The sequence below is a fragment of the Streptomyces sp. NPDC055815 genome (genome assembly GCF_053616475.1).
This window is the reverse complement of record NZ_JBSHDU010000054.1, coordinates 17,046-42,568: the sequence shown is the minus strand read 5'-3', so window position 1 is coordinate 42,568 and position 25,523 is coordinate 17,046. Positions and strand designations below refer to the sequence as shown.

The following is a 25,523-nucleotide window of genomic DNA, read 5'->3' as shown; positions in this document are numbered from 1 at the left end:
GTACAACCCCTCCGGCGACTCGTGGGTCTCATGAGGTGAGGGCGCACGAAGCGTCCTCAATGCTTTGTCCGGGGGGATATCACCATGATTCGCGCATCCCGCACATGGGCCGTCGGCGTGGCCACCGTGCTCGCGCTGACCGGCGGTGCGCTCGCCGCCGTCCCGGCGACCGCCGCCGCCACGGCCGGCGCCGCGGCCGCGGCCACCGGGCAGCAGGCCGCGCTGTCCTTCCCCGCCAAGAGCGAGGTCGTCGGCGCCGGAGCGACCGGCTTCCTCAGCAAGGGCGAGAAGCTCCTCTGGACCCGCTTCTCCGACGGCTCGACGACCGAGCTTCCGGGGACCCCGATCGGCGAGATCCGGTCGGACGTCGTCGGCGTGACGACCGCGCCGAACGTCTTCCGGCTCTACGACATGGCCACCGGCGCCGAGCCCGTGACGATCGACCTGAGCGGCCGGGGCTTCACGTTCGAGCCCGCCGCGGTCAGCGGCACGACGCTCGCCGTGTGGGTCGAGGGCGAGCTGCACCTGGTGAGCAGGACGGGCGACCGGATCAGCGACCGTCCGGTCCCCGGCGTGGTCGGGCGCTCGCCGTGGCACAAGGTCGTGCCCACGCTCTCCGGCGAGTTCGCGGTGCAGTACGCGAAGGACGGGAACTCGACCCTGGCCTTCGTGGACATCGCCACGGGCACCGTCACCGGTAGCTCCTACGCCATGCCGACACCCCACTTCGCCGCCACGAAGTCCCACCTCGCCTCGGTCGACTTCGAATGGGGCGACTACCCCGCCTACACCCCTCGCCTGACCGTGCTCGACCGCGCCACCGGCAAGACCACGGTCACGCCCCTGGGCACGGGCCGGCAGGCGACGGTGGAGGCGCTCGGGGACTGGTTCCTCACCGCCGACCCGCAGGGACTGCAGAAGGCGATGTACCCGGACCTGGTCCCGCTGACCGCGCACCACGTGGACGGCCGGACCGTGCGGCTGCTCGACCACCGCTCGTCCTCGGCCGTCGCCCCCGACGGCACCCTCCTCGCACGCGGCGGTACGAAGGAGCACGGCGAGGGCCTCTACCGGATCTCCCTGGCCGCCGACGGCACCCCGACCGCCGAGTTCCTGGCGGGCAGCGGCGAGTCCGCCGAGCTCGGGGTGCCGGTGCCGAGGGTGCCGGAGGCCGTCACCCTCAGCGCGCAGGTCAAGGACATCTACTTCGTCTGGGGCCTCTCCCGGACCAATGTGCGGTGCCGGATCAGCCTGCGCCACACCGCCACCGGAAAGACCCTGACCGACACGTTCGACGGCGGCTCGAACAGCCTGATCGTCTACCACGACATGAACGGCCTGTACGACGACAGGGCCATCCCCGCGGGCGCCTACACGTGGGAGTTCACGGCCACTCCGGTCAACGGCATCGGTGAGACCGTCCACTCCACGGGGGCGCTCACGGTGACCCGCACGGCCGCGGCGCACGACTACACGGACAACGGCACGCCCGACGTCCTCGCCCGTGACGCGGCCGGCCGCCTGTGGCGCGACGACACCAGCTACCCCGACTACGTGCTCCGTTCGACCGGACGCACCTCGCTGGGCGGCGGCTGGCAGGCGTACGACCGGATCGAGGCGGCCGGGAACCTCGGCGGCTCCGCCACGGACGACCTCCTCGCCCGGGACCGGACCGGCGGCCTCTGGCTCTACCAGGGCAAGGGCGACGGCGGGTTCACGCCCCGCGTGAAGATCGGAACCAACTGGCAGATCTACGACAAGATCGCCGCCGGCAGTGACCTGACCGGCGACGGCAGGGCCGACGTGCTCGCCACCGACACGTCCGGCGGCCTCTGGCTCTACCCCGCCACCGGGAACGTCAACGCCCCGCTCGGCGCCCGCAAGAGGATCGGCACCGGCTGGGGCGTCTACAACCTGGTCGTCGCCACGGGGAACACCGCAGGCGGTCCGGCCGGGGACCTCTTCGCCCGGGACAGGGCCGGGGTGCTGTGGCTGTACCTCGGCAAGGGCGACGGCACCTTCGCGCCGCGCATCCGGGTCGGCGGCGGCTGGAACGCCTACCAGCGCCTCGTCCCCCTCGGGAGCGCGGACCGCGACGGCCGTCCCGACCTCCTCGCGATCGGCCCGACCGGCTCGTACCTCTACAGCTCCCGAGGCGACTGGCAGCTGCCGTTCACGCCGCCGCTGCGCTCCACGCTGTACGCGGGGGAGACCGCCGCGTTCAACGACTACTCCTGACCCTCCTGTTCATTCGCAGCAGACCGGCCCGGCGGCCTCGCACCGCCGGGCTCCTCGGAAGGAACCGACCTTGTCCCACGCCTCTCGCGTGACGTCCCGGTCCCGGCGCCTGACCGCGGCGATCACCGCCGCCCTCGCCGTCACCGCCGGCACCCTGGCCGCGGCGCCCACCGCGCTCGCCGCCACCGCCGCCGTCTCCGCGCCCGCCGCGCCTGCCACCGCCGGGGAGGTGACCCCGTTCCCGCTCGCCTCCGAGATCGTCAGCGCGGGCACCACGGGCTTCCTCAGCAGGAACACCTCCGGCGAGTACCGCTGGACCCGGAACGAAGGCGGCGCCTCGACGGTCATCGCCTCCCGGGCCCCCGTCCTCGGCGCGGCCTCCGACGTCCTCGTCAGCACCGTCGGCGACCGCGTCCTGCGCGTCCAGGACATGACCGGAAGCGCGGCCCCGGTCGACATCGACCTCAAGACCCTGACCGACGGCACCCACACCGCCTTCGGCGCGGTCGGATCCACCGTCCTCACCAGCGTGCAGACCCCCGCCGGCGTCACCGAACTCCACCTGGTCAGCGCCTCGGTCAGCGGCGCGATCACCAACCGCACCGTCGGTGGACTGCCCGCCGGGGCCGGTTCGTTCACGGTCAGGTCGGCCATCTCCGGCACCGCCCTGGTGGGCTTCCAGGCCGCCGGCAAGACCCTCTTCGCCGTGGTCGACATGGCCGGCTCGGAGGTGGTCGCCAAGACGTACGAGAACAAGAATCCGGCCGCCGACTCGCCCTTCGCCGCCCTCTCCGCCACGCACGTCGCGTGGACCGAGTACACGAAGGACGCCTGGAACCAGGACGTCGGGGTGGCGGTCGTCACCGACCGGAAGACCGGTGCGACCCACAAGTTCCCCGTCGGCTCCTACAAGGACGTCGAGCTCGGCCTGACGGGCTCGTGGCTGGTCCACGAGACCATCCGGAACGGCGAGACGGCCTTCGACGCCAAGTCCCTGCACGATGAGCCCGCGAAGCAGCTCCTCGCCCACGCGACCAGTCTGGCCACCGCCCCCGACGGCGCCCTCCTGGTGCGCGGCGGCTCCCTGACGGAGGGCGTGGGCGAGGAGGGGCTGTACCGGGTCGCCCCCGGCGTCGAGGGCGCCCTCACCCGGCAGCTCGTCGCCGCGACCGGCGAGCCGACGCAGCTCGTGGTGACGCCGCACATACCGGAGGTGCTCGACCTCGACAAGAACCGGGGCGTGGTCCCCTTCACGTTCGACGTGAGCCGGAACCCGGTGTGGGTCGACATCCGGCTCGCACGCGGTGACCGGGACTGCGACTCGATCGCGGGGTACTACGACTGGTGGGGCCACACGTCCACGGAGAACGCCCCGTCCGGACCCGGAAGCGTCACCCTCACCTGGGAGGGCAGCCGCAACGACGGCTACGGGGAGCCCTACTCGTACGGCCCGGCGGCGAACGGCGTCTGGACGTGGTGTGCCACCGCCAGCCCGCAGGACCACGTCGGGCCCGGGTGGTCGCAGCGCGGCACGTTCACCATCACCCGCAAGCCCCAGCCGCACGACTTCAGCGACAACGGCTCCCCGGACATGCTCCGCGTGAGCGCCACGGGCCGACTGGAGTCGTGGGACAGCGACTACTCCCCCTCCCGCGGAAGCATCGGCTGGACGGACTCGGTCGCCGGGGTCTCGGGGACCAACTGGAACGTCTACGACAGGTTCACGGTCCCCGGCGATCTCGGCGGCACCGTCAAGCCCGAGGTCGTCGCGCGGGACAAGAGCGGCGGCCTGTGGCTCTACCCCGGCGCCGAGCGCGGCCTCGGCCCCCGGATCAAGATCGGCAGCGGCTGGCAGATCTACAACAAGATCAACGGCACCGCCGACGTGACCGGCGACGGCAGGCCCGACGTCCTGGCCGTCGACAAGTCCGGCGGCTTCTGGCTGTACCCCGGCACGGGCAACCTCAACGCCCCGCTCGGCGCCCGCAAGCAGATCGGCGCCGGCTGGGGCATCTACAACCAGATCGTCGCGCCGGGCGACCTCGGCGGCGGCTCGGCGGCAGACCTCGTCGCCCGTGACGCCGCCGGTGTCCTGTGGATGTACCCCGGCAAGGGCAACGGCACCTACGGCCCGCGCGTGCGCATCGGCGGCGGCTGGAACGGCTACACCCGGCTGGTGAGCTTCGGCGACATCACCCGCGACGGCCGCCCCGACCTGCTGGTCTCCTACCCCGACGCGAACCAGTACCAGGGCATGGGGGCTTATCTGTACGAGGGCACCGGTGACGCAAGCGCCCCCTTCCGGCCCCGCAAGGCGATGTACTCCTTCGAAACCACCACGGACATCGCCGTCTTCTGACGGCCGGCACTTCCGGAGACGCCCGGTCGGCGCTTGCGGCCACGCCCCAACAGGGCAACGTCACAGTCGAGTTACCGCCGGGCCCCCGCAACCTGAGCAACGTTCAGATATGCAGGGGGCTCGGCTACTGTGTGGCCCATGCAGGGGGAACCGGAGGACCACTCCACTTCGGACAGTTTGAGCGGCAGCGGGGCGATGCCGCTCGAAACGGGCGACCCACGGCAGATCGGGGCGTTCAGGCTCCTCGGCGTGCTCGGGTCCGGCGGCATGGGCCGGGTCTATCTCGGCGCCGTGCCCGGGAAGTTCGCGGCGGTCAAGCGGGTCCTGCCCGTGCTCGCCGAGGACGCCGACTTCCTGAACCACTTCGGGCACGAGCTCGACAACCTGGCCCGGCTGCCCGCCGGCGCCAACACCAAGCTCCTCGCGAGCGACCGCACGGCGAAGCCGCCGTGGTTCGCGACCGAGTTCATCCCCGGGATCACCCTCAACGAGGCCATCCGCCTCAACGGCGGTCCGCTCTCCGGCGGCGCCCTGTGGCGGCTCCTCCGGGAGGCGGCCGCCGGGCTGCGGGTGGTGCACGGCGCCGACATGGTGCACCGCGACCTCAAGCCGTCGAACGTGATGCTGACCGGCGGCGGTCTCTCCCTCATCGACTTCGGCGTGGCCCGCGCGGCCGACCAGAGCCGGCTGACGAAGACCGGCATGGTCATCGGCACCCCCGCCTACATGGCGCCCGAGCAGGCCGTCGCCGACCGCGATCTGACCGGCGCCGCCGATGTGTTCGGCCTCGGCAGCCTCCTGCTGTACGCGGCGAACGGGCGGCCTCCCTTCGGCGACGGTTCCGGTCCCGACCTGCTCTACCGGGTCGTCCACGGCGAGCCCGACTTCGGGCGCCTCACCGAGGGCGACCCCGAGCTCGCGGAGCTCGTACGGAAGTGTCTCGCCAAGGATCCGGCGGAGCGGCCGACGGCCGACGAGCTCGTGACGCTCGCCGAGGAGCAGGCGGCGGGCGCCGTCTGGCCGGCGGCCGTCGCCGAGCGGATCGCCGAGCGGGCCGTCTTCGCCGCGGGGGCGCCCACCGCCGAGCAGCTGGCGGAGCTGGAGCGGACCGACCCGACCCAGGACGTGGCGACGGCCTCGCTGACCCCGCAGGCCCCGCACTCCAAGGAGCCCGCGACGGGCTCTCCCGACCCGCTGGCCGTCACCGGTCAGGCGGCCGGGAGCACGCCCCGGTGGCGGCGCAACAAGTTCGTCGTGTTCGCCGTGCCCGTCGTCGTGGCGACCGGCACCACGCTGACCGTCGCCCTCAGCCCGTACGTCGGCCGTCTCGGCGCGACCCCGGAGGCGTCGCCGTCCACGGTGGCCTCGCAGCCCGCTTCCGTACCGCCGTCGACGGGGACGGGGACGCCGTCGGCGCACCCCTCGGCGAAGCCGTCCGCCAAGCCGTCGGGGAAGCCGTCCCCGGGCGCCCCGCCCCCGGCGACCACGGGCGGCGGCGGTTCCGTCACCGGCGGTGGGTCCGTCGCGGGCGGGTCCGTCACCGGTGGGGGCGGGTCCTCGACGGGTGGCGGCTCCGTGACGGGTGGCGGATCGGGTTCCTCCACGTCCTCGGGCGGCTCCGGCTCCGGCTCCGGTTCCTCCGGCGGCACCACGACCCGGCCGGCCCCGAAGCCGACGACGAACGCGCCCGCCCCGCCCCCGCCGTCGAGCTCGACGCCCTCGGGGACGTACTCCCTGAAGAACGCGTCCGAGGGAAAATGTCTGGGCGAGTACAACGCGGGCTTCGGCATCTTCGCCAACGCCTACGACTGCGGCTCCAAGGACAACTCCGGCCGGCCCATCTGGTACAGCTGGACGTACTCGCCCGGCGCGAACGGCACCTTCCGGCTGGTCAACCGGCAGAGCGGCCGCTGCCTCCAGCCGAACGGGAACCCCGGCGCCACCACTGCCCCCTGCGACGGCTCCAGCGGGCAGTCGTGGCGCATCCAGGCCACGACTGCCAACGGTCGGACGCTCAAGAACGTGGGCAACGGCCAGTGCCTGGTGGCCGGGCCCCCGTTCACGATGTCGGCCGACTGCAACCCGGGCGACCTCCGTCAGCTCTGGAAGAACATCTCCCCGCTCTAGACCCCGGAGGCCCCGAAGACGGGAACTGTCGCGTCACCTTCCGCGCGGAAGGTGACCGTCAGCTCCATCCCGATCCGCAGGTCGCCCTCCGCCACCCCCACGACCTCCGTCATCATCCGCGGCCCCTCGGCGAGGTCGACGACGGCCGCGACGTACGGGACGCGCTCGCCGAAGGGCGGGAGGTCGTTCCGGTGGACGACGGACCAGGTGTAGAGGGTCGCGCGGCCGCTCGCCGGCTCCCAGCGGACGTCCTCGCTCCAGCAGTACGGGCAGAACTCGCGCGGGTAGTGGTGGGCGCGGTCGCAGGCGGCGCAGTGGCGCAGCAGCAGCCGGCCCTCGGCGGCGGCGTCCCAGTAGGGGCGGGTGAAGGCGTCGATGTCGGGGTCGGCTGCGGTCATCAGAAGAGTCCGATCGCGGAGTCGAGGGACCAGGTCTGCCAGGACATGGCGAGGAGGGCGACGAGGGAGATGAGCGCCATCATCGCGTTCTGCCCCTGCTCGGCCCAGTCGTGGATCATCAGGACGAGGTAGAGGAGGTTGAGGAGGAGGCCGCCGACGAGGGCGACCGGGGTGAGGAAGCCGGTGATCAGGCCGAGGCCGAGGGCGAGTTCGGCGTAAACGACGACGTACGCCATGAGCTTGGGGCGCGGGGCGACGACGGTGTCGAAGCCGTTCTTCACGGCCGGCCACCTGTGCTTGCCGGCCACGTCCGCGGCCCAGGCGATGCCGGTGCCGCGTTCGAACCAGCCCTTCTTGTCCTTGTGGCGCCAGCTCTCCAGCCACCACAGGCCGAGGCCGATGCGGAGGACGGCGAGCCATTCGGCGCCGGTGAGCCAGACGGTCTGCATGGGGCCCTCGCGATCTCGTCGAGGCGTATCTGACGGTACGTCAGTTCAGCGCAGGGGGCGGGCGAGCGCAAGGGGCGGGCGCACGGGCGGTCGGCGGCGCCCCCTCCGCGTGACCGATTCGCAACCGAAATCCCCTCTTGACCGAGACCCATTGCGTGTACACGTCATTACGCTCAGCATTCATGTCCCTCACACCCCCCGCACCTCCCGTCCATCCCGTGTACGTCATCGGCGGCGGACCCGGCGGCCTCGCCGTCGCCGCCGCCCTGGGCGCGCGGGGCGTGCGGGCCGTCGTCCTGGAGAAGTCCGACGCCGTCGGCGCCTCCTGGCGCGCGCACTACGACCGGCTGCGGCTGCACACCACCCGGCGGCTCTCCGCCCTCCCCGGCCTGAAGATGCCCCGCTCCTTCGGCCGCTGGGTCGCCCGCGCCGACGTCGTGCGGTACCTGGAGACGTACACGGAGAAGCACGAACTGGAGGTCGTGACCGGCGTCGAGGTCCACCGGATCGAGCGCACCGGCGAGGACTGGACCCTGCACGCCACCGGCGGGCGCCGGCTCACCGGGCGCGCGGTCGTGGTGGCCACCGGGTACAACCACACCCCGCGGCTCCCCGACTGGCCCGGCCGCGACGCGTACGCCGGCGAGCTGAGCCACGCCCGGACCTACCGCAACCCGGAGCCGTACGCCGGGAAGGACGTCCTCGTCGTGGGCATCGGCAACACCGGCGCCGAGATCGCCGCCGACCTCGCCGGGGGCGGCGCGGCCCGGGTGCGGCTCGCCGTGCGGACGGTCCCGCACATCGTGCGCCGCACCACCCTCGGCTGGCCGGCCCAGCGCTCCGGGATCCTGGTGCGGCGGCTGCCGGTGGCGCTGGTCGACCGGCTGGGCGCGCTGTCCGCCCGGTTCGCCGTGCCGGACCTCACGGCGTACGGGCTGCCCCGGCCCGACAAGGGGCTCGCCACCCGGCAGCGGGAGGGCGCGATCCCGGTGCAGGACGTCGGCCTGATCGACGCCGTGCGGGCGGGGAAGGTCGAGATCGTCGCCGCGGTGGAGGCCTTCGAGGACGGCGAGGTGGTCCTGGCGGACGGCAGCCGGATCACCCCGGACGCGGTGATCGCGGCGACCGGCTACCGGCGCGCCCTGGAACCGCTCCTCGGGCACCTGGACGTCCTCGACGGGCGGGGGCTGCCGGTGACGCACGGGGCCCGGAGCCCGCGCGAGACCCCCGGCCTGTACTTCACGGGCTTCACGAACCCGATCAGCGGGATGTTCCGGGAGATGGCGCGGGATGCGGAGCGGATCGCACGACGGATCGCGCGGACCAGCACCGGCTGACGGTGAGCGACCGGCCCTCCGGCGCCCCGAGGGGAGCCGGAGGGCCGGCGGATCAGTGGCCGGACAGCCAGTGGATCCAGCCGAGCACCGTGACCGTCGTGTCGGTCACGACGCCTATGGCGGCCCTGCCGGCAATTTGCTCGGCGGCCTCCCCGCGGAGGCCGAACTTCTCGATGAGCTTCCCCTTGCCGTAGAACATCACACCGTGGAGGAGGAAGTGACCGAGTGACTTCTCGAACTCGTGGCTTGTCCAGCCGTACGCGCTCCCGGTCAGGATGGCGGAGACCCCCTGGAGCGCCCAGCCGACGTTGCTCGCGACTTCGGCCACCTTGAGCAGAGCCCCCGCCGCAGGCAGGAAGCCAAAGCCCGCCGCGACCATGGAAGCGGCGCCGAACACGACCGAGACCGTGCCGGCGACGGTGCTGTAATGGGCGAACGCCTCCGCCCAGTCCTTGTCGCTCTTGATGTTCTCGGGCCACAGACCCCAGTACTTGGTGTGGTCCGGGTCCTCGTGGTCGATCGGCGTCGTGCCGTTCGCCTGATGGGTCCCGGCCTCCAGCGCCGCCGCCTGGGCGGCCGCGACGAGCTCCGCGGTGCGCTTGTCCGTCGCAATCCTGCGGGCCGCGCTGGCGGCGTTCTCGGCCTCCGCCTCCGACTTGCCGGCCGCCTCCGCGGAGAGCTGCGCGTCGAGCGCGGACTGCCGCGCGGAGCCGGCCGAGGCCACCGCCTGCCGCGCGGAGCCGAGTGCCCGGGTCATCGAGTAGTTGGCCGAGGCCGCGGCCCGGTTCGCCACGGTGGCCGCGGCCTTCGCGGTCGCCGCCGACGCTGCGGCGGACGCGGCGGACCGGTCGGCGGCGTCGGCGTTCGCCTTCGCCTGTGCCGCCGAGTTCGCGGCGTCCTGGGCGTAGCCCTGCGCCTTCGTGGCCCAGGCGGCCGCCTCCGTGGCGGCCTGGCGTGCCTCGGCGGCCACCTTGGAGGCGAGTGCGGCGTCCTCGTTGGCCTTGGCGGCGATCCTGGCGGCGTGGGCGATGGCGGCCCGGATCGCGGAGACGTGGGAGGCCTGGTCGTGGTCGAGCCGGGCGATCTCGTGCTGGTCGTGCACGAGGAAGTAGCGCCGCATGCGGGCCGGGCCCTCGATCGCGATCGTGGCCGCGGACTTCATGTAGGCGCCGCCGGTGCCGAGGAGCCGGAACACCTCGACGTGGTCGTCCTCCTTCACCGCCTCCCCGAGTTCCACGTGGAGGAAACGGTGCAGGGCGATCGCCCGCCCGTCGTTCAGGGCCGCCTCGGCCTTGGTCCGGACGGCCGTGCCCGGGTTGTCGCCGAGGACGGCCAGGACGGCCACCCGGTTGTCGGTGGCCGAGGCCTCGATGACGCCCTGGTCGAGGAAGGCGCGGGCGGCGTCCGGGTCGGTGCTCGCCAACGCGGCGTGGGCGGCCCCGGCGACCGCGGCCGTCCCGATCTCGGCGACGGCCAGGACCGTCTCGCGGTCGTCGGTCCGCTGGGCGAGGACACGGTCGACGTCGATCCAGTTGAGGACCGCCTCGTCGGTGCCGGCAAGGGCGTACTCGGCGGCCTCCCTGGTCCACGTACCGGATGCGTCGAGGAAGCGGACGGCGGCCTTCCGGCCGGCCGTGACTGCGGCCGCGGTGTCCCCGGACCGGAACGCCGCCTCGGCGGCGGCGACGAGGTCCTTGATGTCGGAGGCGGTCTTGTCCGCCTCCGTGCGCTCCAGTTGGGCCCGCTTGGTGTCGGCGATCTCGGCCTGGGCCTGCAGACGGGCCTCCTCGACGCCGATTTCGGTGTCCTCGGCGATCCGGGCGGTCTCCGCGTCGCGGGCCGCCTGCTCGACCGCCTGCGCCTCCGTGACCGCGGTGGTGGCGGCCTTGGCCGCTTCGACGGCCGCGTTGGCGTACGCGGTGGAGCGCGTGGCGTACTCGATGGCCTTGCCCGCGTTCGCGGCGGCCTCGTCGGCCGCGTCGGCCGCCTTGATGGCGTGGGCGGCGGCGCTCCGGGCCGCGTCGCGGGCGACTCCGGCGGCCTTGGCCGCCCGGTCCGCCAGCTTGTAGGCGGTGTCGGCCGCACGGTTCGCGCGGGCGGCCGCCGCGTCGGCTTCGGCGGCGGCGGCCCTGGCCTTGTCCGCCTGCGACTTGGCGACGCCCGCGCTGTTGGCGGCGTCGGCGGCGGCGGCGGCCGCGGCGGCCGCGTTTCCGGCGGCGCTCCTGGCGGCATCGCTCGCCTCGTCGGCAGAACCCCGGGAGGCTCGGGCCGCCCGGTCGGCGGCATCTGCGGTCGCGTTCGCGCGAGCGGCCGCGTTACGGGCGAACACGGCGGCGTCCCTCGCGGCCTGGGCCTTGGTGGCGTCCTTGGAGGCGGCGATGGCGGCGCTGTAGGCGCGGGAGGCGGCATGGCCGGCGGAGGCGGCGGCCGCGGCCGCGGCCTGTGCGGCGAGCGAGGCACGGCCGGCGGCGGCCTGGGCGGTGCGGGCGGCGGAGATCGCGGTGGCGGCGGCGGAGGCGGCGCCGCGCGCCGCGTCGGCGGCGTTGTTGGCTGCGACCGCCGACTTGCGGACGTCCTGCTGGGCGAGCCGGGCCTCCTCGGCGGCCTTGAGCGCGGCGGCCTTGGCCTTCTCGGCTGCGGCCTTGGCCTGGTTGGCGGTGGCGATGGCCTGGTCGGTCTTCAGCCGGGCGCGCTCGCCCTCCCGCTCCACGATGGTGACGAGCTGGCCGATGGTGGCGGCCTCCTCGTCGCGGGCGCGGGCGATGTACTGGCCGGAGAGGAGGAACCTCTGGATCGCCACCGCCGAACCGTCGTTGAGGGCCCGCTCCGCGTACTTCCTGACCTCGGGTGAGGCCCCGGCCAGGATGGTGAACACCTGGACCCGCTGGTCCTCCTCCCGCGCGGAGTACTGGGTGGTGCCGAGGAAGGTCTTGAGCGCCTCCTGCGTGCCGGTGTCGAGGGCCTTCGTGGCCTCACGGCGCACGGCGGTGCCGCCGTTGTTCAGGACCGTGAGGACCGCGGCCCGCAGGTCGGTGACGAGGGGCTGGGCGAACCCGTCGCCCAGGAAGGCGGTCACGGCGGCGTCACCCGCCGACAGCGCCGTCTCGGCTGCCGTGCGCACCGAGGCGCCCGCGTAGGGGAGGCTCCTGAGGACGGCGAAGCGGTTGTCCTCCGCCCTGGCCACCGGGAGTTCGCCGGCGAGGAACGCGGACACGTTGGCCGGCGATCCGACGAGGGCGGCCGCGGCGGCCTCGCGGACGGCCCGGCCTCCGGTCTTGAAGGCCCAGACGGCTCTGCCCCGGTCGGTGTCGGGCAGACCCGTACCGGTGCCGCCGTCCGCCGTGCCGGCGGCTCGGGCGGGGGTCGCGGTCAGGGTGAGGATCGACGGCAGAGCGGGGACGGCGGCCGTCGCGGCGACGGTCGTGAGTATGCGGCGCCGGCTCCAGAGAGATGCGGACAAGAGAAACGTCCTTCCCGAAAGGGATGCGCGGAATTCTGGCATTACAGCCGCGCAGACTACCCCGCCCAAATCGTTTATCAAGCCCCTTTGGCGAAGCGGGTGCTTTTCAGACGCGAACGTCCGTTATGACATTCCGGAAAAAGGTTGTACGCGGACTCTGAACCCTCTCCGCTTCTCCATCAGGCCCTCACAAGCAATTCTCTGGGGTTCCGCTGCAGTGATTCAGGTCACACAGCCGCCCTTCAATAAGCCCCTTTTCGACCGGCTTGCGCGATGGACAGACACGCAGAGAGAGGACTTACATACGGGTGGTCGTGAAGGAGATCTTCGCAAGGAGCTCCGCACGAGGGCCTCTTTCCGCCCTGCGGGATTGGCGATAGAAAACACCCACCCGTTTCAAGAACGACGAGGTTCCGGATGAAGAGAAAGAGCACCATCACGTCGAGAACCGGGCGCCGTTTCGCGCGCGCTCTGGGCGCGGCCGCCGCCGCGGGCGCCCTCGCCTGGCTCGTGGTGACCAGCGGCCCGACAGGGCCCGCCGCCGACGCGGGGGACGCCCGGCCCGTCGCCGGGGAGGCGCCCGGCTTCGCGGTCGAGGACCACGCCTACCCGTACGCGGACAAGATCCTGGCCGAGCAGGGCATCACCCTGAAGCGCGGCGACGGCCACATCCTCCTCGCCGACTGCGCCTCCGGGACCGGCCTGATGGAGGTCTGGTCGCGCGAGAAGCAGCGGGTCTGCTTCCGGGCCACCGGCAACGGCGGCTGGCTGACGCTGGAGATCCCCTCGGTCTACGGGGTCAAGGCCGCCGACTTCACGACCGAGGTCGACATGACCGTCGGCACCGAGGAGAAGAGCTTCGACGTGCCCGCCAACTCCTGGCAGCCGGTGGGCGAGACCGCGGACCCCGAGGGCCGCCCCCACATGCTCGTGGAGATCCGGACCACCAAGTAGCCCGCCCCGCACGCCCCCCCATCGGACGTACGGCCGGTCCCTCGGACCCGCCCGACACCACCCCAGCGAGGAACCCACTGATGCGACACACCAGACCCGCGCGGCTCGCCGCGCTGGCCGCGGCCGCCCTGGTCGCCCTCCCCGTCGTCCTGGCCGCCGCCCCGGCGCAGGCCCTCTCCGGCACGCCCGTCACGGACGCCTCGTACGCCTTCACCGCACAGATCCGGGTCGGTGAGGGCGAGCAGATGCGCAGCTGCACCGGGGCGCTCGTCGACCCGAGGTGGATCGTCACCGCCGCGAGCTGCTTCGCCGCGAACCCGGCCGTGAGCCTTGAGGTCACCCCCGGTCCCCCGGCCCTGAAGACCGTGGCGACCATCGGCCGCGCCGATCTGACCGCGACCACCGGCGGGCACGTCACCGAGGTGACCGACGTGGTGCCGAGGGCCGGGCGGGACCTGGTCCTGGCGCGGCTCGCGACGCCCGCCACCGGGATCCAGCCGGTGGCCGTCGCCACCACCCCGGCCGTGGCGGGCAACGCCCTCAAGGTCGCCGGCTACGGCCGGACGAGGACGCAGTGGGTGCCGGACCGGCTGCACGTCGCCTCCTTCGGCACGGACACGGCCGACGCGACGACCCTCGGCATCACCGGTGCGTCCGCCGCCGACGTGATCTGCCAGGGCGACAGCGGCGGCCCGGTGCTGCGCGAGCGGGACGGCGTCCCTGAGCTGGTCGGTGTCAGCAGCCGTTCCTGGCAGGGCGGTTGCTACGGGGTGAGCGCCACCGAGACCCGTAACGGAGCCGTGGCCGCGCGGGCCGACGGCCTCACCGGCGGCAGCCGCCTGCTCCCGGGGCAGCGGCTCGCGTCCGGCGACGCGCTCGCCTCCGCCGCCGCGACGGTCGTCATGCGCGCCGACGGCAACCTGGTCGTCACCGCCAAGGCCGGCAACGTGCTCTGGCAGACGAACACCGCGGGCAACCCGGGCGCGACCGCGCTCTTCGGCACCGACGGCAACCTGGTCGTCCGCAACGCCGCCGACACCGCCACGCTGTGGCAGTCCGGCACCGCGGTCACCGGCGGCTCGCTCGTCCTCCAGGAGCGCGGCAACCTGGTCGTCCGCGACAATCTGGGCGGCACCATGTGGACGACCGGAACCGCCGTGCGCAACGACTTCGACGGCAGCGGCCGGTCCGACATGGCCGACTGGTACGACTACTCCGACGGCCACGACGCCCTGCACCTCTTCGCCGGCTCCGCCACCGGCGCGCTCGGCACTCCCCGTACCGCCTTCGCGACGACGGCGGACAACTGGGAGGCCTCGCTCATGAAGCGGGCGTCCGGCGACTACAACGGCGACGGGACCACCGACGTCGGCGTGCTCTACGGCTACACCGACGGCTCGGTGAAGTTCTGGACGTTCCTCGGCCGCAAGGACGGCACGTTCGCCGCGCCGTTCTCCTCCTGGTCGGCGCCCGCCGGCACCTGGTCCTTCTCCCAGGTCCGGCTGCACAGCGGCGACTTCGACGGCGACGGCCGCGATGACCTCGTGGCCTGGTACGACCACTTCGACGGCCGCGACAGCATGTTCACCCTGCTGTCCGACGAGCGCGGCGGGTTCGCCGCCCCGGTCACCGGCTGGAGCGTGCCGGCCGGCACCTGGACTGCGGACAACGCCGAGTACGCCACCGGCGACTTCAACGGTGACGGGCGCGACGACGTCCTCGCCCTCTACAACGCGGGCGCCCCGAACGTGAAGGCGTACGTGTACACGGGGAGCAGGCACGGCCTGTTCAGCACCGCGAAGCTCGCCTGGTCCTCCACCACCTGGGGCTCCCTGGACCGGACGACGGTCCACGCGGGCGACTTCGACGGCGACGGCCGCGACGACCTCGGACTCTGGTACGACCACTCCGACGGCCATGACGTCTTCTACGTCCTCAAGGGCAACAAGGACGCCACCCTGACTGCCCCGCAGCTCGCTCTGAACGCCAAGGCCGGCGACCTGAACCTGGCGGAGATGAAGGTCGTCGTCGCCGACTACAACGGCGACGGCCGGGACGACGTCGGCGCCCTGTACGGCTACGCCAGCGGTGACGACAAGATGTTCACCTGGCTCGCCCAGGCGAACGGCACGCTCGCCTCGACCGCGACGACCGGCTGGACGAGCCCCTCGGCGGGCTCCTGGGCCTTCGCCCGGACGGCCTTCGTGAACCGGTACGACAACGGCTGATCCACCCCACCCCGACCGGGGCCCGCCGGACGTCCGGCGGGCCCCGGCTCGCGTGCGAGTGAATCCCCTCCGCGCGCGCCTATTCCTGACTACCCGTCAGTTCTGTAATCTGACTGAACGTCAGTTCATCTGTCTTGGGCGGAAGGGTGGAGCGGAACGATGCTCGGATCGACTCACGGCACCTTCACCACCGATCTCCGCGCCCGCGTGGTCGCCTGCGGAGAGACACCCAGGGACGCCGTGCACGGCGTCACCGCCGTCGCCGGCGACCTGGACGTCAGCGGGCGGCCGCTGCACCTGCCCGTCCCCGACCTCGACCGGTTCTTCCGGCCCGAGTCCGTCGCGGTGATCGGCGCCTCCGACACCGAGGGACGGCCCAACACCGGCATCACCCGGCAGCTGCTCGCCTGGGCCGAGCGGGTCGGCGCCCGGCTCGTGCCCGTGCACCCGACCCGTACGAGCGTCTTCGGGATCGACTGCGTACCCTCCGTCGGCGCGCTCGCCGAACCCGTCGACCTCGCCGTCCTCCTCGTCGCCGACCCGCTCCCCGTCATCGAGGAACTCGCCGAGACCAAGGTGAAGTTCGCCGTCGCCTTCGCCTCCGGCTTCGCCGAGACCGGGGAGACCGGCGCCGCCGCGCAGGAGCGCCTCGCCGCCGCCGTACGCCGCTCCGGGCTCCGCCTGCTCGGCCCCAACACCAACCTCAACGCCTTCGAGCGCTTCCGCGACGACCTCGAAGGCCCCGCCGTCGCCCTCATCACCCAGTCCGGCCACCAGGGACGGCCCGTCTTCACCCTCCAGGAGCTCGGCATCCGCCTCTCCCACTGGGCGCCCACCGGCAACGAGGCCGACCTGGAGACCGCCGACTTCCTCTCGTACTTCGCCGGACGGCCCGAGGTCGGGGCCATCGCCTGCTACGTCGAGGGGCTCAAGGACGGCCGCTCCTTCCTCCTCGCCGCCGACCGGGCCGCGCGCCAGGGCGTCCCCGTCGTCGCCGTGAAGGTCGGCCGCACCGAGACCGGCGCCCGCACCGCCGCCTCCCACACCGGCAAGCTCACCGGCGCCGACCGGGTCGTCGACGCGGCCATGCGGCAGTACGGAGTGATCCGGGTCGACGGACTCGACCAGCTCCAGGACACCTCCGCCCTCCTCGCCCGCGCCCGCCGGCCGCAGGCGGACGGCGTCGTCGTCTACTCCATCTCCGGCGGTACGGGAGCCCACTTCGCCGACCTGGCCACGGCGGCGGGCCTCTCCCTGCCGACGCTCCCGCAGGCCAAGCAGGACGAACTCCACCAGTGGATCCCCGCGTACCTGAACGTCGCCAACCCCGTCGACAACGGCGGGCACCCGGTGGGCGACTGGCGCGGCCGGAAGATCATCGACGCGATCCTCGCCGACCCCTTGGTCGGCGTCCTGATCTGTCCCATCACCGGCCCCTTCCCCCCGATGAGCGACAAGCTCGCCCAGGACCTCGTCGACGCCGCCGAGGCCACCGACAAGCTGGTGTGCGTGGTCTGGGGCTCCCCGGTCGGCACCGAGGAGGCGTACCGCACGACCCTCCTCGGCTCCTCGCGCGTCGCCACCTTCCGTACGTTCTCCAACTGCATCGGGGCCGTGAAGGCCTACCTCGACCACCACCGCTTCACCGCCGCCTACCGCTCCCCCTTCGACGAGGCCCCCCGCACCCCCTCCCCGTCCCTCCGCAAGGCCCAGGCCCTCCTGCGGCCCGGCCGGCGGCTCAGCGAGCACGCGGCGAAGCAGCTGCTGCGGGCGTACGGGATACGGGTGCCGCGCGAGCAGCTCGTGACGAGCGCGGCGGCGGCCGTCCGGGCCGCGGGGCTCGTCGGCTACCCGGTCGTGATGAAGGCCTCGGGCGCGCAGCTCGCGCACAAGACGGAACTGGGCCTGGTGAAGGTCGGCCTGACCTCGGCGAGCCAGGTCCGGGACGCCTACCGCGAGCTGACGGACATCGCCCGGTTCGAGTCGGTGGACCTCGACGGCATCCTCGTCTGCCAGATGGTCGGGCGCGGGGTCGAGATGGTGGTGGGCGTGACCCACGACGAACTCTTCGGCCCGACGGTCACGGTGGGCCTGGGCGGCGTCCTCGTCGAGGTCCTGAACGACACCGCCGTCCGCGTCCCGCCCTTCGGGGAACACGAAGCCCGCTCGATGCTCGGCGAACTGCGCGGCCGGGCCCTGCTCGACGGCGTGCGCGGCGCCCCGCCGGCCGACGTCGACGCGCTCGTCGAGGTCGTGCTCCGGGTCCAGCGGATGGCCCTCGAACTCGACGGCGACCTCGCCGAACTGGACATCAACCCGCTGATGGTGCTGCCGCGCGGGCAGGGGGCGGTGGCCCTGGACGCGCTCGCGGTCTGCCGATAGGAGCCCCCTGTGTCCGACGTCCTGCACACCGTCGAGAACGGCGTCTCGTGGATCACCCTCAACCGCCCCGAGGCGATGAACGCGGTCACCTGGGACCAGCGGGAACGGATCATCGCCCTGCTCGCGGAGGCCTCCGCGGACCCCGAGGTGCGCTGCGTGGTGGTGACGGCCACCGGGCGCGGCTTCTGCGCGGGCGCGGACCTGCGGGGCGCGCCGCCGGCCGGTGACCGGGTGGCGGGGGACGTGGCGCGAATGATCCGGCTCGGCGCGCAACGGTTCATCTCCGCCGTACTGGACTGCGAGAAGCCGGTGATCGCGGCGGTGAACGGCACGGCGGCCGGGATCGGGGCGCACCTCGCGTTCGCCTGCGACCTGGTGCTCGCGGCGGACTCGGCCCGCTTCATCGAGGTGTTCGTCCGCCGGGGGCTCGTGCCCGACGGCGGCGGCGCGTACCTGCTCCCCCGGCTGATCGGGCCGCAGCGGGCGAAGGAGCTGATGTTCTTCGGCGACGCGGTGCCGGCGGCGGAGGCGCTCGGGATGGGCCTGGTGAACCGGGTGGTCCCTTCCGACGCCTTGGAGAAGACGGCCCGGGAATGGGCCGAACGCCTCGCCCAGGGCCCGACCCGCGCCCTGACCCTCACGAAACAGCTGGTCAACACGTCCCTGGACGTGGACCGTTCCGTCGCCTTCGCGGCCGAGGCGACGGCCCAGGAGATCAACATGACGACGCGGGACGCGCAGGAGGGGGTGGCGAGCTTCGTGGAACGGCGGGAGGCACGGTACGAGGGGAAATAGTCGCGCGACGGTGTCCGGGGCGACCCGTAGGGTGTGACGCGCATATGACACATCGCGTGTCTGACACACCGCTCCGGGGGGAACGGAACCATGCCGAACTTCGCGCGCTCTCGCGTGAGATCCAGACGATCCGCGAGAACGCTCCTGCTCGTCCCTGCCCTGCTGACGGCCCTCGTGGGGCCGATGCTCCCGACGAGCACGGCGGCCGCGGCGACGCCCGCGCCGACCGCGTCGGCGTCGGCCCGGATCGCCCAGGCTCCGAACGAGCCCACGCCCGAGCCGTCGGCCACCACGGACCCGACGCCCGAGCCGACGCCGACGGTCGATCCGACGCCGACGCCCGACCCGACGGCCACCACCGACCCGACGCCCGAGCCGACACCGACGCCCACCGCCGCCCCTTGTCCGGCCCTGCCGCTCGCGCCGCTCGGCGACCCGGGCGACGCGGTCAGGCAGGTCGACATCGAGGCGAAGGGCACCGCCTGCTTCACGGTCACCGTCGACAAGCCCGGCACGCACCGCATCCTCGTCGCGGGCAGCCACGACACCTACCCGGAGCTGTACGCGGGTGAGGACCGGGTCACGTGCGAGGACTGGGGCTACAAGGCCGCCTGGTGCGACCTGGCCGCCGGTCAGTACGCGCTCAAGCTCGTCAACACCGACTGGAGCGCCGCCCAAAACCGGGTCGCCCTCGTCCCGCTGATGGCGACCGCCCAGGGCGACTGCCCCGCCGTCCCCGGCACCGGTTACGACACCGCCCCGGTCGCCGGCCAGGTGCCCGGCGAGCTGAGCGTGGTCTGCCACTCCTTCACCGCCGCCCCGGGCGACCGGATCACCACGGACTTCCGGCCGGAGAAGTACAGCGAGTCGTACGCCTGGATCGCCGACGACACCGGCAAGCGGCTCTGCCCGCGCGGCAACGCGGACGGCAGCGAGGGCTGCGTCCTGCCCGAGGGGACCGGCGGCTACCGCGTCCTCGGCACCCTCGGATACGTCGAGGGCGGCTTCCCCGCCGCGTACTCGCTGAAGGTCCGGCGTCTTTCGGACCCGGCCGGCTGCGCCACCGTGCCCGTCACCACCTACGGCACCGCGCCGTCCCCGGTCTCGTCGCCGACCGGCTGCAAGACCTTCACGCCCACCGCGACCGGCCGCTACGACGTCAGGACCATCAGCGCCTCCGGCTCCGCCGGCAGCGTGTCCGTGTACGCGAAGGACGGCACGTTCGCCTGCCGGGGTTACGACGAGATCTGCACGCTCACCGCGGGCACGACGTACACCGTGCTCACGGGCGGGACCCTGCGGGTCCTCGGCCGGACCTCCACCGAGGGCTGCACGGACGGCGTCACGCTCGCGAGCACCTACCGGGGCACGTTCTCCGGTCCCGGCGAGGCGGACTGCCTGAACCTGCCGGTGCCCCAGGGCGCGCACCTCGCCGTGCTGTCGGACCACAGCACGGACATCACGGTCTTCGACGCGAACGGCGCCAAGCAGTGCCTCTACGTCAACAGCCTGTGGGACGGCACCTGCGAACTCGGCGGCACCGCCCCGTACCGGGCGATCGTCACCGACGGCGACGCGACCGAGGGCGGCGACGGCTACGGCCTCTTCGTGCACCGCACCGACGCCCCCGAGACCTGCCGGACCTTCCTCGCCGGCGACTTCACCGCGCACCCGACCCGGATGAGCGTGAAGACCGGCGACGGCGTCTTCGCCGACTGCCTGACCATCCCCGCCGACGGGCACTCCGCCCGCGAGCTCTTCCAGGTCGAGAAGACCTCGGGCGACGCGGCGGCCGAGATCGTCGTCGTCGACGCGAACGGCCAGCGGATCTGCGAGATCCGCTCGTACTACGGCACCTTCACGGTCTGCGCCCTGACCCCGGGTGTCGCCCACACGGTCCTCGTCCAGGGCCGCGACCTCCCCGGCGAGATCGCGCTGACCCGCCGGGACGTCACCGCCACCGCGCGCGGCTGTGTCACCACCCCCGCGGCGGCCGTCGGCGGCCCGTCGACCGGCGGTGTCCCGGCCGCGCCCGGCACCTTCCTGTGCCACCGGGTGACCACGGCCGCGGCCGGGGACACCCTGCACCTCAACGTGCGCGACCCCAAGAACACCGTCCGGCTGATGGCCTTCGACGCGGCCGGCACCAACGGCTGCGACTACTTCGCCCGGGGCTGCGCCGTCACCGGCTCGGCCGCGTACCAGGTGCTCGTCCAGGTCCCGGCCGGCAGCACCGCGCCCGCCGGCTACCGCCTCGACGCCCTGCGCATCGCCACCCCGGCGGGACCCGCGCCCGAGTGCGTCAAGGTCCCGAACGCCAGCTACGGCTTCGGCCCGCTCGTCGGCACCCTGAGCGAGCAGAAGACCGCGCTCTGCGCGGCGGTCCCGTCCGCGTCGGGCGACCGCTTCGGCGTGCGGTTCACGCCCGCGGGGACCTTCGAGCAGCAGCCGACCCCGTGGCTGTACGACCGGTCGACGTGGAAGAACGGCTGCTTCGGGTCCTACTCCAGCGAGGGCCAGAACTACGAGTGCGCCCTGCCGAACGCCTACCCGAAGGAAGCCAGGCCGAGCATCCTCGTGATCGGTCTTCCGGAGGCGCCGGCGCAGGCGTCCACGGCCGTGAACGCCGGCATCACCTGCGCCCAGTACCTCTGCGGCCCCGAGGAGCGCTCCATCGGCACCGTCGGCCCGGCCGCGGTCGGCCGGGGGAAGATCGCGATGACGGTCACCGGCTCGGCGCTGCCCGACTCCGCCAAGGTCGTCGTGACGAGCGGGGCGTTCCGGGCCGAGTCCACCACCCTGTCCGTCGCGCCCGACCGGCGCAGCATGACGGTGGGCCTGGATCTGACGAACGCGCCGCTCGGCTCGCTGGGCGTCAGTGTCTTCGCGTTCGGCATGGAGCAGTCGAAGCCGTCGGTGACGGTCGTCGCTCCTCTCCGCAGCACCGCCGCCCCCTCCGTCACCGGCACCGCCGTCGTCGGCGGGAAGGTGACGGCTTCGGCCGGGACGTGGTCGCTGCCGGTGGACTCGCTCGCGTACCAGTGGCGGGCGAACGGCGTCGCCATCGCCGGGGCCACCGCCTCCACGTACACGCTGCCGTCGACGCTCTTCGGCAAGCAGCTGTCCGTGGCCGTGACCGCGCGGAAGGCCGGGCATCCCGTCATCACGGCGGCGAGTGCCGCCGTGGTGGTGAAGGGCGTCGCGCCCAGGCCGACCACGCTGCCGTCCGTCTCGGGGACCGTGCGGGTCGGGAGCAAGGTGACGGCCGTCGTCGGGACCTGGTCGCCGGCGCCGACCTCGTACGCCTACCAGTGGCGGGCGAACGGTGTCGCGATCGCGGGGGCGACGGGGGCCTCGTACGTGCCCGCCGCGTCCGTCCTCGGCAAGAAGCTGACGGTGACCGTGACGGCGCTGCGGACCGGGCACCTGAACGGGGCGTACACGACGGGCGCGTACACCGTCGGCGTGGGTCTCGCGCCGAAGGCGACGACCGCTCCGTACGTCACGGGCACGGTCCGGGTCGGGCGGACGCTCACCGTGAACCGGGGTGCGTGGACGCCGGCGCCGACCTCGTACGCGTACCAGTGGTACGCGAACGGGCGGGCGATCAGCGGGGCGACGAAGACGACGTTCCTGCTGACGAAGGCCCAGCGCGGGCTGAAGATCACCGTCCGGGTGACGGCCTACCGGACCGGGCACACGGCGGGTGTCGCCTGGACCCGGGCCACGGTGGCGGTCGCCGGATAAGGCAAGGACGTGGCCGTCGTCCCCGAGGGCTTCCCATCTGACGCACCGTCAGTTTCAATGGACGGTGTGATGGGACACGCGGGGATGGCGGCCACCGTCGTCCGACACCTGAGAGCGGCCGGTTCGCCGACGGCCGTGGAACCACTGCCCCGACCGGTGCTGCGCGCGGTACGGGAGGACGAACGGCCGCCCGTCGACGCGGCCGAGTTCCGCCGCGTCCTCGGGCACTTCGCCAGCGGCGTCACGATCGTGACCGCCCTCGACGCGGACGGCCCCGCGGGCTTCGCCTGCCAGTCCTTCGCCTCCCTCTCCCTCGACCCGCCCCTGGTCGCCTTCATGGTCGCCCGGACGTCGACCACCTGGCCCCGGATCGCGGCGGCGGGCTCCTTCTGCGTCAACGTCCTCGGGGCGGGGCAGGGCGAACTGTGCCGGTCGTTCGCGGTGAGCGGCGCCGACAAGTTCGCGGGCGTGGAGTGGGATCCGGCCCCGTCGACGGGCTCCCCGCGCCTGGCGGGCGCGCCCGCCTGGATCGACTGCGCGATCACGGCGGTGCACACCGGGGGCGACCATCTGATCGTGGTGGGGCGGGTGGAGAGCCTGGGGGCGGAGGAGGAGTCCGAGCCGCTGCTGTTCCACCGGGGCCGCTTCGGCCGCTTCAGCGCGTAGCCGCGCGCCTCAGTCCCGTGAGGGGCCTGCGCCCCGCTAGCTGCCCCGCTCGGTGGCGTCGAACGCGGGCGCGAGCGGGGCCAGTGCCGCGCGGAGCTGCTCGGGCAGCGAGCCGGACGGCACGACGAGCCCTCCGGCGCCCGGACTCTCGGCGGCGCCCGCGTTCCCGGCCGGCCGGAGCCAGCCTTCCAGCGCGATGCGCACCGCCGCGGCCACGCTCGCCGCGAGAACGCGGGCCGTGGGCCCTCCGGTGCCCCCCAGACCTTCGGCGATCACCGCCGTGAGCGGGGGCTCGATATCGGCGGTGGCGTCGAGGAACGCCTCGCGCAGCGCGGTCCGGGTGGTGATCAGCAGCAGCGCCCGCTGTTCGCGCTCGCCGGCATGCGTGTACTGCTCGACCACCGCCCGGGTGACGGCATCGGCCAGGCCCACCCCTGCGGGCCGGGCCGCGACCGCCGCCGCGATGCGCGCCTCGCGGTCCGCGGTGACGGCCGAGACGATCGCCTGCTCGCGGCTGGCGAAGTAGTTGTTGTAGGTGCGCGGCGAGACCCCGGCCGCTTCGGCGATGTCCTCGACCCGCACCTGTTCCGGCCCGCACTCCATGGCCAGGCGCAGGGCCGCCTCGCGCAGCGCCTCGCGCGTGGCCTGCTTCTTCCGCTCCCGCAGCCCCGGTCGTGGTGTCGTCGTCACGGCGCCAGCGTTCCACAGAGGACTGCGCCCACGCAAAGATGCGTGCACGTACATTTGCGTGCACGCATCTTTTCTGTCAGCCTCGACCCGTCCGAGACCGACAGAGGGGACGTCGCCATGCGAGCAAGAGGAATGACCTACGACACCGGATTCGTCGTGCACGGCCGGACGTCCCGCGAGCACTTCGACCCCGCCGTGGTCCGGCGCGAGCTCGCGATCATCCGCGACGACCTGCACTGCAACGCGGTCCAGATCATCGGCGGCGACCCGGACCGGCTGGAGCTGGCCGCCGGCGCCGCCGCCGAACTCGGCCTGGAGGTCTGGTTCTCGCCCTATCCGCTGGAGCTGGATCCGGAGCGGATCCTCGCGCTCTTCCGCGACTGCGCCGAGCGGGCGGAACGGCTCCGGCAGCGGGGGGCCGAGGTCGTGTTCGTCGCAGGGGTCGAACTGAGCGTGATGAACCGCGGGTTCCTGCCCGGGGAGAGCCCCGAGGAACGGGTCGGGCGACTGATGGGCCGGCCCGAGCGGCGGGCCGAAGCGATGCGCGAACTCGGCGAGCGCGTCAACGCGTTCCTCCGCGAGGCCGCGGCCACCGTCCGCGAGCGCTTCCAGGGCCGACTGACCTACGCGGCCATCCAGTTCGAGCAGGTCGACTGGACCCCCTTCGACCTCGTGACGTTCGAGCTGCTCCGCTCCGCCGAGGTCGCCGACCGGTTCCGGGACGCGGTGCGCACCCTGGCCCAGGGCCCGAAGCCGCTCGCCATCACCGGCTTCGGCACCGCGGCCTACCGCGGCGCGGGCGACCGCGGCGGGCGCGTACTGGAGGTGGTCGAGCACGACCCGGAGACCAAGGCCCCGGTACGGCTGAACGGCGTGTACGAGCGGGACGAGGCCGGCCAGGCCGCGTACCTGAGCGAACTCCTGGAGATCTTCGAGACCGAGGGCGTGGACAGCGCGTTCGTGTTCCTGTTCGCCCTGCCCGGCTACCCGCACCGCCTGGACGGCGACCCCCGGGACGACCTGGACCGGGCCGGCCTGGGCATCGTCAAACTCCTCGAAGGACGCCGGGGACGGACCTATCCCGACATGGAGTGGGAACCCAAGGCCGCCTTCGCGGCAGTGGCGCAGCGGTACCGGAGGTGACCGGGCCGCCCCGGCGGCTCAGTCGGCGATGAGGTCCAGTTCCAGGATCGCGCCGCCCACCAGGAAGGCCGTCAGCACCGCGAGTGTGCCCCACAGGAGCAGCCGCACGAAGGAGCCCCGCCTCGCCGCCCGGGTGAGGACCGCCGCCACGGCCAGTCCCGCACCGGCCACCGCCCACCCCCACACGCCGCCGAGCGGCGCGAGGAGGGTCCCGGCGACGGCCGCCAGGGACAGCTGCCACCACAGGGGGCGGCCGCCGACCCTGCGCCCCAGGTCCTCGCCGAGCAGCACCACCGGCACGACGAGGAGGGCCGACGCCGCGATGGCCACGAGCACCCAGGCCACCGCCACGAACGGCAGCGCGATCAGGAACAAGCCCCCGCCGCCGGTGTCCTCCCCGGGGTCCGGCTCCATGCTCAGACCGACCGTCATGAGCGCCGCCAGGCCCACCCCGGCCTCCAGGCACAGGGCCAGCGTCGAGACCCTCAGCATCCGGGCAAAGCTCCGCCCGCCGTCAGGACCGCTCATCGGCGATCACCCCCTGCTGGTC

At 73.2% G+C, this 25,523-nt stretch carries 16 protein-coding genes; 11 read left to right on the top strand and 5 right to left on the bottom strand.

Annotated features, from left to right (window positions below; translation table 11 throughout):
- The first annotated feature begins 84 nt into the window (after positions 1-84).
- From ACWGN5_RS28980 to ACWGN5_RS28970, 3 genes are all read left to right on the top strand, one after another.
- Positions 85-2,238: an FG-GAP repeat domain-containing protein gene (locus ACWGN5_RS28980; protein WP_453520493.1), complete on the top strand. Its 2,154-nt coding sequence runs from the start codon at positions 85-87 to the stop codon at positions 2,236-2,238.
- 70 nt (positions 2,239-2,308) lie between these two features.
- Positions 2,309-4,597, top strand: coding sequence for an FG-GAP repeat domain-containing protein (locus ACWGN5_RS28975; protein WP_453520490.1), 2,289 nt, complete (start codon positions 2,309-2,311; stop codon positions 4,595-4,597).
- Between the two features lie 138 nt (positions 4,598-4,735).
- On the top strand, positions 4,736-6,724 hold the full coding sequence (locus tag ACWGN5_RS28970; protein WP_453520488.1) for a protein kinase domain-containing protein: 1,989 nt from the start codon (positions 4,736-4,738) through the stop codon (positions 6,722-6,724).
- Here ACWGN5_RS28970 and ACWGN5_RS28965 read toward each other — a convergent pair.
- Positions 6,721-7,122 carry a Zn-ribbon domain-containing OB-fold protein gene (locus ACWGN5_RS28965; RefSeq protein ID WP_453520485.1) on the bottom strand — a complete coding sequence of 134 codons (402 nt, stop codon included), beginning with the start codon at positions 7,120-7,122 and terminating at the stop codon, positions 6,721-6,723. The genes ACWGN5_RS28970 and ACWGN5_RS28965 overlap by 4 nt on opposite strands.
- Positions 7,122-7,571: a DoxX family membrane protein gene (locus ACWGN5_RS28960; RefSeq protein WP_453520483.1), complete on the bottom strand. Its 450-nt coding sequence runs from the start codon at positions 7,569-7,571 to the stop codon at positions 7,122-7,124. The genes ACWGN5_RS28965 and ACWGN5_RS28960 overlap by 1 nt, the downstream gene beginning before the upstream one ends.
- Before the next feature lie 182 nt (positions 7,572-7,753).
- On the opposite strand from ACWGN5_RS28960, the gene ACWGN5_RS28955 reads away from it, so the two are divergent.
- Positions 7,754-8,908 carry a flavin-containing monooxygenase gene (locus ACWGN5_RS28955; protein ID WP_453520481.1) on the top strand — a complete coding sequence of 385 codons (1,155 nt, stop codon included), beginning with the start codon at positions 7,754-7,756 and terminating at the stop codon, positions 8,906-8,908.
- 52 nt (positions 8,909-8,960) lie between these two features.
- Here the strand turns inward: ACWGN5_RS28955 and ACWGN5_RS28950 are convergent, their stop codons facing one another.
- Entirely contained in the window at positions 8,961-12,368 is a 3,408-nt protein-coding gene (locus ACWGN5_RS28950) for an ALF repeat-containing protein (protein WP_453520479.1), read from the bottom strand.
- Between the two features lie 417 nt (positions 12,369-12,785).
- Between ACWGN5_RS28950 and ACWGN5_RS28945 the strand changes: the two genes are divergently transcribed.
- From ACWGN5_RS28945 to ACWGN5_RS28920, 6 genes are all read left to right on the top strand, one after another.
- Complete coding sequence (locus tag ACWGN5_RS28945; protein ID WP_453520476.1) at positions 12,786-13,322, top strand: hypothetical protein; 537 nt, start codon at positions 12,786-12,788, stop codon at positions 13,320-13,322.
- Positions 13,323-13,402: 80 nt separating this feature from the next.
- Positions 13,403-15,550, top strand: a complete 2,148-nt coding sequence (locus tag ACWGN5_RS28940; RefSeq protein WP_453520474.1) for an FG-GAP-like repeat-containing protein — start codon at positions 13,403-13,405, stop codon at positions 15,548-15,550.
- Positions 15,551-15,709: 159 nt separating this feature from the next.
- Complete coding sequence (locus ACWGN5_RS28935) at positions 15,710-17,932, top strand: acetate--CoA ligase family protein (RefSeq protein ID WP_453520471.1); 2,223 nt, start codon at positions 15,710-15,712, stop codon at positions 17,930-17,932.
- A 75-nt stretch (positions 17,933-18,007) separates the two neighbouring features.
- Positions 18,008-18,727 carry an enoyl-CoA hydratase/isomerase family protein gene (locus tag ACWGN5_RS28930; RefSeq protein ID WP_453520528.1) on the top strand — a complete coding sequence of 240 codons (720 nt, stop codon included), beginning with the start codon at positions 18,008-18,010 and terminating at the stop codon, positions 18,725-18,727.
- Positions 18,728-18,910: 183 nt separating this feature from the next.
- Positions 18,911-22,474 (top strand): hypothetical protein, encoded by a 3,564-nt coding sequence (locus ACWGN5_RS28925; RefSeq protein ID WP_453520470.1) that lies wholly within the window; start codon positions 18,911-18,913, stop codon positions 22,472-22,474.
- Between the two features lie 57 nt (positions 22,475-22,531).
- Positions 22,532-23,140 (top strand): flavin reductase family protein, encoded by a 609-nt coding sequence (locus ACWGN5_RS28920; RefSeq protein WP_453520469.1) that lies wholly within the window; start codon positions 22,532-22,534, stop codon positions 23,138-23,140.
- Between the two features lie 36 nt (positions 23,141-23,176).
- On the opposite strand, the gene ACWGN5_RS28915 is transcribed toward ACWGN5_RS28920, so the two are convergent.
- Positions 23,177-23,884, bottom strand: a complete 708-nt coding sequence (locus tag ACWGN5_RS28915; protein WP_453520468.1) for a TetR/AcrR family transcriptional regulator — start codon at positions 23,882-23,884, stop codon at positions 23,177-23,179.
- 63 nt (positions 23,885-23,947) lie between these two features.
- Here ACWGN5_RS28915 and ACWGN5_RS28910 point away from each other — a divergent pair, with 63 nt between their 5' ends.
- Positions 23,948-24,973, top strand: coding sequence for a hypothetical protein (locus ACWGN5_RS28910; protein ID WP_453520466.1), 1,026 nt, complete (start codon positions 23,948-23,950; stop codon positions 24,971-24,973).
- A gap of 18 nt (positions 24,974-24,991) precedes the next feature.
- Here the strand turns inward: ACWGN5_RS28910 and ACWGN5_RS28905 are convergent, their stop codons facing one another.
- On the bottom strand, positions 24,992-25,465 hold the full coding sequence (locus ACWGN5_RS28905) for a hypothetical protein (protein WP_453520463.1): 474 nt from the start codon (positions 25,463-25,465) through the stop codon (positions 24,992-24,994).
- Positions 25,466-25,523: the final 58 nt, after the last annotated feature.